The sequence below is a fragment of the Roseibium aggregatum genome, from assembly GCF_014692675.1.
GTDB lineage: Bacteria > Pseudomonadota > Alphaproteobacteria > Rhizobiales > Stappiaceae > Roseibium > Roseibium aggregatum_C.
Genome location: NZ_JABFCZ010000039.1, coordinates 22516 through 29451 on the forward strand (window position 1 = coordinate 22516; position 6936 = coordinate 29451).

Sequence of the window (6936 nt, forward strand, 5' to 3'; positions counted from 1 at the left end):
GGTGCCGCTCGTCCCGCGCTCCCCGGGGATGGGGGGCGCTGAAAAGCCGGCTGGCCGGAGGATCGGCGAACCGGCGAAAGCGGGGAGACGGATGAGGAATTCAACATGGGTTACAAGATTGCAATCGCTGGCGCCACGGGCAATGTCGGCCGGGAAATGCTCGACATTCTGGCCGAGCGCGGCTTTCCGGCCGATGAAGTCGTCGCTCTCGCCTCCCGCCGCTCCCAGGGCACCGAGGTCTCCTTCGGCGACCGGACGCTGAAGGTCCAGGCGCTGGAGAACTACGACTTCTCCGACACCGACATCTGCCTGATGTCCGCCGGCGGCTCCGTCGCCAAGGAATGGGCCCCGAAGATCGGCGCCAAGGGCTGTGTCGTGATCGACAACTCGTCTGCATGGCGCTACGACGCGGACGTGCCGCTGATCGTTCCGGAAGTAAACGCCGATGCGATCACCGGCTTTTCCAAGAAGAACATCATCGCCAATCCGAACTGCTCGACCGCGCAACTGGTCGTCGCGCTGAAGCCGCTGCATGACGCGGCGAAGATCAAGCGCGTTGTCGTCTCCACCTACCAGTCGGTGTCCGGCGGCGGCAAGGACGCCATGGAAGAGCTGTTCAACCAGACCCGCGCCGTCTTCGTGAACGACCCGATCGAACCGGAAAAGTTCACCAAGCGGATCGCCTTCAACGTCATCCCGCACATCGATGTCTTCATGGAAGACGGCTACACCAAGGAAGAATGGAAGGTGCTGGCCGAAACCAAGAAGATGCTCGACCCGGCGATCAAGGTCACCTGCACCGCCGTCCGCGTGCCGGTCTTCATCGGTCATTCGGAATCGGTCAACATCGAGTTCGAAAACGAGATCACCGCCGAAGAGGCCCGTAACATCCTGCGCGAGGCGCCGGGTTGCCTGGTCATCGACAAGCAGGAAGACGGCGGATACATCACGCCGTATGAATGCGCCGGCGAAGACGCCACTTACATCTCCCGCATCCGCGAGGACGCGACGGTCGAAAACGGCCTGAACATCTGGGTGGTTTCCGACAACCTGCGAAAAGGGGCTGCCCTCAACACGGTGCAGATCGCCGAGGTTCTGGTGAACCGCGGCCTGATCCAGCCGAAGAAGGCCGCCGCCTGATCCAAAGCGGTTGTAATGCCGATAAAAAGCTCGGCCCTGCTGCCGGGCTTTTTTATGTCCGAACGGCCGGGGCAGGCTACACCGCAGACTTCAAGGCCGAAACCAAGAGAGACCGGGCTCTCAAACAACCCGTTAAAATCGCTTTGATTTCTCCGGGAAAGCCGATTTGGGAAGATTCGGCAAAGCACCGACCAAGGTGGCTCCTGCTCCTGATCGTGGCCGATGTTAGGGTGGCTTGCCTTACAACCTGAGGAGGAAGTGACATGAAAACCTGGACCAAGCCAGCCATGGCAGCCGTTGAAGCCGGTTTCGAAGTTTCCCGCTACGTACCGGCTGAAATCGGATCTTGCGGCCGCAAGAAGTAACTATCGGTTATGCGGTCGGAATAGAATCCGATGAAGATCAGGATCCTCGGATCCGCGGCGGGCGGCGGGTTTCCGCAATGGAATTGCAACGCGCCGCTCAGCCGTGCCGTACGCGCGGGCAAGCCGGGCTTTCTCGCACGGACCCAATCCAGTATTGCCGCCAGTGCGGACGGTGCCGGATGGGTCGTCTTCAACGCCTCGCCGGATATCCGGGAGCAGATCGCGGCAGCGCCCGACCTGCAGCCGCGTGCAGACGGCCCCTTGCGTCATACCCCGATCAAGGCGGTCGTGCTCACCAATGCGGATGTGGACCATATCGCGGGCCTGTTGTCGCTGCGCGAGCGCGAAGGGTTCATGCTCTATGCGACCGCGCGCGTCCTGAAGACGCTCGCCGAAAACAGCATTTTTCAGGTGCTCAATCCGGACGTCGTCGAACGGAGGGAACTGCCCCTGTCCGGAACGACCGAACTGGAAGGCCGCGACGGACCGCTCGGGTTGACGGTGGAAACGTTCCCGGTCTCCGGCAAGGTTGCCCTGTTTCTGGAACAGGATGGCGAAGCGAATTTCGGCACGGCCCCGGGCGATACCATCGGCATCATGCTGCGGGAACCCGCGAAAAACGGAACCTCCGGCCAGCTTTTCTACATCCCGGGCTGCGCGGCCGTGGACGATGCCCTGCGACAGCGGATCGACGGCGGCGATTGCCTGATGTTCGACGGAACCGTCTTCCACGACACCGAAATGGCGGACACCGGCGTCGGCACCAAGACCGGCGGGCGAATGGGACATCTGGAGATCGGTGGTCCGGCCGGATCGATAGAGGCCCTGAAAGACCTGGATCTGGGCCGGCGGATCTTCGTTCACATCAACAATACGAACCCGATCCTCGATCCGGGATCCGAAGCGGCAATGGCCGTTAGGTCCGCCGGTTGGGAAGTCGGCTATGACGGCATGGAGGTCATCCTGTGAACCCGACAGCAGCAACACGTGCAGCCATTCGGCCCCATCACCACGTTGTTCAAAGCGGCGTCGAGCCGACTGCCGCCGACAGGATCCGCCAGGCCGGACGGCTTCTTCCACGCCCCGAATTCGAGGATGCCCTGCGCACCGCCGGCTTCGCGCGCTACCACATCCATCATCCCTTTCATAAGCTGATGAACGCGGGCGAACTGACCAGGGCCCAGCTGCAGGCCTGGGCGCTGAACCGTTACTGCTATCAGGCGGCGATCCCGAAGAAGGATGCGATCATCCTGTCCCGTTCCGAAGATCCGGTGTTCCGCCGGGAATGGCGCAAGCGGATTGTCGATCATGACGGTGAAGACGGCGGAGAACTGGACGGCGGCATCAAGCGCTGGCTGAAACTCGCCGAAGACCTCGATCTCGATGTCGACATGGTCCAGGAGCGCCGCTATGCCCTGCCGGCAACCCGGTACGCGGTCGGCGCCTATCTCGATCTGGTGTCGTCCTCTTCCCTTCTGGTCGCCGTCGCCTCGTCGCTGACCGAACTCTTTTCGCCGGTTGCCATCGGCGAACGGGTGCCGGCCATGCTGGCCCGCTACGATTACATCACCGAAGACACGCTGGCCTATTTCAAACCGCGGCTGCACCAGGCGCCGCGTGATGCGGAACATGCGCTGTCGCTGGTCTTCGAATGGGCGGACACGCCAGACAAGCAGGCCGACGCGATCGATGCTCTCTTCGCCAAATGCGACATCCTCTGGGCCATGCTGGACGCGCTGCACCATGCCTATGTGACCCCGGGCAACATCCCGCCCGGCGCCTTCTGTCCGCCTGCTCTGGTTTAAACGAAATGCCGGCCCGTACCCGCCATGTCGTGACCAATCTCAGCCAGCCGGGATTTCCCGCATATGTGCGGCTGCAATTCGACGAGCTGCGCGGCCGCTGGGCCCTGCTCGCCCCGGAAAAGGTCTATTGGCCGGATGACATCAGCGTCGCGATCCTGAACCGCTGTACCGGCGAGGCAACCGTGTCGGAAATCATTCTGGACCTGGCAGAGGAATTTGAAGCACCGGTAGAGGAAATCGGCCCGGATGTTCGGGATTTCCTGCAGGAATGGTCCGACCGACTTGTCATCCGATGCGGCGGGAGGAAGGCATGACGCAAACCGTGGGGCCGGCACTCGGGATGCTGGCCGAACTGACCCACCGCTGCCCGCTGCAATGCGGATATTGCTCCAACCCGGTCGAACTCCTGAAAGCCGACCGGGAGCTTGCAACGGAGATCTGGCTCGACACCTTCGAACAGGCCGCCGACCTCGGCATTCTCCAGGTGCATCTGTCCGGGGGCGAGCCGACCCTGCGCCGGGACCTGGAAGACCTCGTCGCCGGCCTGGCCGCGCGCGGCGTCTACACCAATCTGATCACCGCCGCCGTGACCTTGAGCCGGGAGCGGATCGGCCGTCTGGCGGAGGCCGGCCTCGACCATGTCCAGATCAGCTTTCAGGGCGCCCGGCCGGAAACGACCGAACGCATCGGCTATTACAGGAATGCCCACGAGAAGAAACGCCAGGCGGCCGGGTGGGCGAGAGACGCAGGCCTGCCGCTCACCGTGAACGCGCCGATCCACAAGCTCAACATCGACGAGGTTCCCGAATTCGTCGATCTCGCCCTGGAACTCGGCGCACAGCGGCTGGAGATCGCCAATGTGCAATATTACGGCTGGGCCTATCTCAACCGGTCGGCGCTCATGCCCGGCTACGACGCCGTCATGCGCCAGATCGACTTCGTCGAAAAAACCCGGGAAGACCTCACCGGCATCCTCAATATCGATTTCGTAACGCCGGACTATTATGCGGATTACCCCAAACCCTGCATGGGCGGCTGGGGAGCGGATGCCTTCGTGGTCACGCCCGACGGCAAGGTTCTGCCTTGTCACGCCGCCCAGTCGATCCCCTCGCTGACCTTCGACAGCGTCACCGAGAAACCGCTCAAGGACATCTGGGAAAAATCGGAAGCCTTCAACCGGTATCGCGGGTTCGACTGGATGCCCGAGCCCTGCCGGTCATGCGAACGCCGGGACATTGATTTCGGCGGTTGCCGATGCCAGGCCTTCGCCCTGACCGGCGATGCCGCCGCAACCGACCCGACCTGCACCAAGTCGCCCTTTCACGGCGACCTGCGCCGGCTGCCGCCGGAACAGCCGATCCGGAAAAGGGTGATCGGCCGCGAAAAGATCGACGCATAAGCCGACAGGATCGTTCAGGAGGAACCGGACTATTCCGCGGCTTCGACCGGAGCGGCGGCTTCGAATTTCTCCGTTTCCGGATTCATCACCCGAAGTTCGGCGGAACCGATATCGAACCATGCGCCGTGGATCTGAAGCACGTTGTTGTGCATCGCCTCTTCGACGAAGGGAAACGTCCTCAGGTTCTTCAGCGACTGGCGCACGCCGGCAAATTCCATCGCAAGCTGCGGATCGTCCATCTTGTCGACCGGCATGCAGGCCATGGCGATGGCCGCCGGCTCCAGAAGCTTGATCCAGCGGCCGATGAAATCGCCGCGAAGCGACGGCACATTGGCGTTTTCCCGGAACGCCTGGACCCCGCCGCATTTGGCGTGCCCCATCACCACGATATGCTTCACCTTCAGGGCACGCACCGCATATTCGATCGCGGCACTCGTGCCATGCTGCCCCTCTGTCGCCTCATAGGGCGGCACCAGATTGGCGACGTTTCTCAGAACAAAAAGCTCGCCGGGCCCCGCAGAAAAAATCCCCTCCGGCGTCACGCGGCTGTCGCAGCAGGAAATCACCATCACATCCGGTTGCTGGCCGTAAACCGCCAGATGCTCACGGGTTTCCCTGTGACCGGCAAACCCCTTCTGCAGATACTGGCCATAGCCCTCGACCAGCCCAACAGGAAACGCAGCAGTCATGATCCCTCGCATACAGATTGTTCCTGACGGATCTTTATAGGGAATCCGGCGCGGATACGCAGCCCCGTAATCGGACGAGGGGCACCCTTTCCACGTTATCGGAAAACGGAAGTTTCAGGCCTTCAGGTGGCGACGTTCACCGAATGCTGCTCGATCTCGCCGCCATGGTCCTCATAGGCATGCCGGACCGTCTCCGCGGCACATCGGTCATAGATGCCGGTGATCGACGTCGATGCAAGCGGCTTCGCCTTCGGGTCGAGCGCATGCTGTGCCGCCGCCCTGTAGGCGGCAACCCCGTCGAGCAAATGATCCTCGCGATGATGGGCGTCGACCAGAACCGCAGGCGTCTCTGCGAGAGATCCGGTCTCGTCGTGATGGCGCTGTGCGTCGGACTCGTTACTGTTTCTACGGTTGTCGCCCTGACCTTTCGAATCCCGGTCGGAAGCGTACTCCGTCGCATGCGCCACGACATTGGCCGCAGGCGGCCTTTCAACTGTCGATGGCATATCGGCCTCCTGGCCTTTTCCTCAAGAATACCGCCTTCTGGCAGTTACGAGGAAAAGCTTGGCAAGAAAGAGTTAACAATTCTTTACGACAGGTTAAGAGCCGATACCAGACCGGCACAAGTGTATTTGCCCGTAGACAAGAACAATCTTCTGAAAATCTGGTCGGACCGGCTCGCAATGTTTCAACGGCACCGTGGGTCCGGGTATCGGAGCGGATATCAAATTTGGCGTTGGCATGCTGCCGATGCCGCGGATAATTTAGCCTCCATCAAATGTTTGCTTTCACGCATGAATCCCGGCGAATTCGATACAGATATGTCCTTTGTTGCAGAATATGACAACCGTCTCGACCGTATAATCAAATTGATCGAAAGTGACCGCGAGGCGGGTTTGAAGGAATTGGCACACCTGGCCGAAGCCGGTGATAAGTCGGCAATCGAACTTTATGCGTTGGAACTTTCCTGGGAAACGCCGACCGCCGAGGAAGCTGTCCAATGACTTTTGCGCGCCAATGAGTTCGACAGTGCCAATGCCGCATGGAACCTCGCAATGGTCGCGCATGAAAGGGGAAACCCGGATGACATTAAGCGATGGATAGATCGGGCAGCGGATTTGGGCGAGGAGGATGCTGTGGACGTGCAGAACTTGGGATACGATGTCGAAGCATTTCTTAAAACACTTCGGGACTGACCGTTTGCCGTAGCGGTGAGAGCGGCCAATCGAAAATCCGATTTGGCCATCAACTCTGTTGTGTGAATCATTATCAGAGTTACCACTTGCGCCCGTCTCCCCCCTTGAGGGGGAGATGTCCGCGTTAGCGGACAGAGGGGGGGTGTTGGGCCTCAAAACATTCCGCAACGCCGGAGTGTGACACTCAGATCGTCACCCCCCTCTGTCACCTTCGATGACATCTCCCCCTTGCATGTTGTGTTTGGGTCAAATCGATGAAGATTTGGCTGATCCCCGGAGGTTGGCCGACCTCCGGGGATCGGATGGCCGGGACCGTAATCCCCATGGCCAAGAACCGTCCTT

9 protein-coding genes are annotated in these 6936 nt (G+C 60.9%); 7 read left to right on the forward strand and 2 right to left on the reverse strand.

The genetic code is table 11. The annotated features are described in order from the left end of the window. The first annotated feature begins 105 nt into the window (after positions 1-105). The 6 genes from HK439_RS24675 (at position 106) to pqqE (ending at position 4709) form a co-directional block, all read left to right on the forward strand. Entirely contained in the window at positions 106-1140 is a 1035-nt protein-coding gene (locus tag HK439_RS24675) for an aspartate-semialdehyde dehydrogenase (protein WP_190294160.1), read from the forward strand. Positions 1141-1403: 263 nt separating this feature from the next. After that, entirely contained in the window at positions 1404-1505 is a 102-nt protein-coding gene (locus HK439_RS24680; RefSeq protein WP_190294161.1) for a pyrroloquinoline quinone precursor peptide PqqA, read from the forward strand. A 30-nt stretch (positions 1506-1535) separates the two neighbouring features. Beyond that, positions 1536-2474 carry a pyrroloquinoline quinone biosynthesis protein PqqB gene (gene pqqB / locus HK439_RS24685; protein WP_190294162.1) on the forward strand — a complete coding sequence of 313 codons (939 nt, stop codon included), beginning with the start codon at positions 1536-1538 and terminating at the stop codon, positions 2472-2474. Continuing rightward, a complete protein-coding gene (gene pqqC / locus HK439_RS24690; protein WP_328804240.1) occupies positions 2471-3310 on the forward strand; it encodes a pyrroloquinoline-quinone synthase PqqC in 840 nt (279 codons plus the stop codon). Before pqqB ends, pqqC begins: the two co-directional genes overlap by 4 nt. Positions 3311-3315: 5 nt before the next feature. Then, positions 3316-3624 carry a pyrroloquinoline quinone biosynthesis peptide chaperone PqqD gene (pqqD, locus tag HK439_RS24695; protein WP_190294163.1) on the forward strand — a complete coding sequence of 103 codons (309 nt, stop codon included), beginning with the start codon at positions 3316-3318 and terminating at the stop codon, positions 3622-3624. Further along, positions 3621-4709 carry a pyrroloquinoline quinone biosynthesis protein PqqE gene (gene pqqE / locus HK439_RS24700; protein WP_190294164.1) on the forward strand — a complete coding sequence of 363 codons (1089 nt, stop codon included), beginning with the start codon at positions 3621-3623 and terminating at the stop codon, positions 4707-4709. Before pqqD ends, pqqE begins: the two co-directional genes overlap by 4 nt. 29 nt (positions 4710-4738) lie before the next feature. Here pqqE and HK439_RS24705 read toward each other — a convergent pair whose 3' ends face one another. Continuing rightward, positions 4739-5398 carry a carbonic anhydrase gene (locus HK439_RS24705; protein ID WP_190294165.1) on the reverse strand — a complete coding sequence of 220 codons (660 nt, stop codon included), beginning with the start codon at positions 5396-5398 and terminating at the stop codon, positions 4739-4741. A gap of 122 nt (positions 5399-5520) precedes the next feature. Next, positions 5521-5865 carry a hypothetical protein gene (locus tag HK439_RS24710; RefSeq protein WP_190294166.1) on the reverse strand — a complete coding sequence of 115 codons (345 nt, stop codon included), beginning with the start codon at positions 5863-5865 and terminating at the stop codon, positions 5521-5523. Between HK439_RS24710 and HK439_RS24715 the strand changes: the two genes are divergently transcribed. Next, complete coding sequence (locus HK439_RS24715; protein WP_190294167.1) at positions 5857-6402, forward strand: hypothetical protein; 546 nt, start codon at positions 5857-5859, stop codon at positions 6400-6402. The genes HK439_RS24710 and HK439_RS24715 overlap by 9 nt on opposite strands. Positions 6403-6936: the final 534 nt, after the last annotated feature.

Coding starts and splice junctions, on each gene's coding strand:
- HK439_RS24675 (WP_190294160.1), top strand. CDS start 106: ATGGGTTACAAGATTGCAATCGCTGGCGCCACGGGCAATGTCGGCCGG.
- HK439_RS24680 (WP_190294161.1), top strand. CDS start 1,404: ATGAAAACCTGGACCAAGCCAGCCATGGCAGCCGTTGAAGCCGGTTTC.
- pqqB (WP_190294162.1), top strand. CDS start 1,536: ATGAAGATCAGGATCCTCGGATCCGCGGCGGGCGGCGGGTTTCCGCAA.
- pqqD (WP_190294163.1), top strand. CDS start 3,316: ATGCCGGCCCGTACCCGCCATGTCGTGACCAATCTCAGCCAGCCGGGA.
- pqqE (WP_190294164.1), top strand. CDS start 3,621: ATGACGCAAACCGTGGGGCCGGCACTCGGGATGCTGGCCGAACTGACC.
- HK439_RS24705 (WP_190294165.1), bottom strand. CDS start 5,398: ATGACTGCTGCGTTTCCTGTTGGGCTGGTCGAGGGCTATGGCCAGTAT.
- HK439_RS24715 (WP_190294167.1), top strand. CDS start 5,857: ATGCGCCACGACATTGGCCGCAGGCGGCCTTTCAACTGTCGATGGCAT.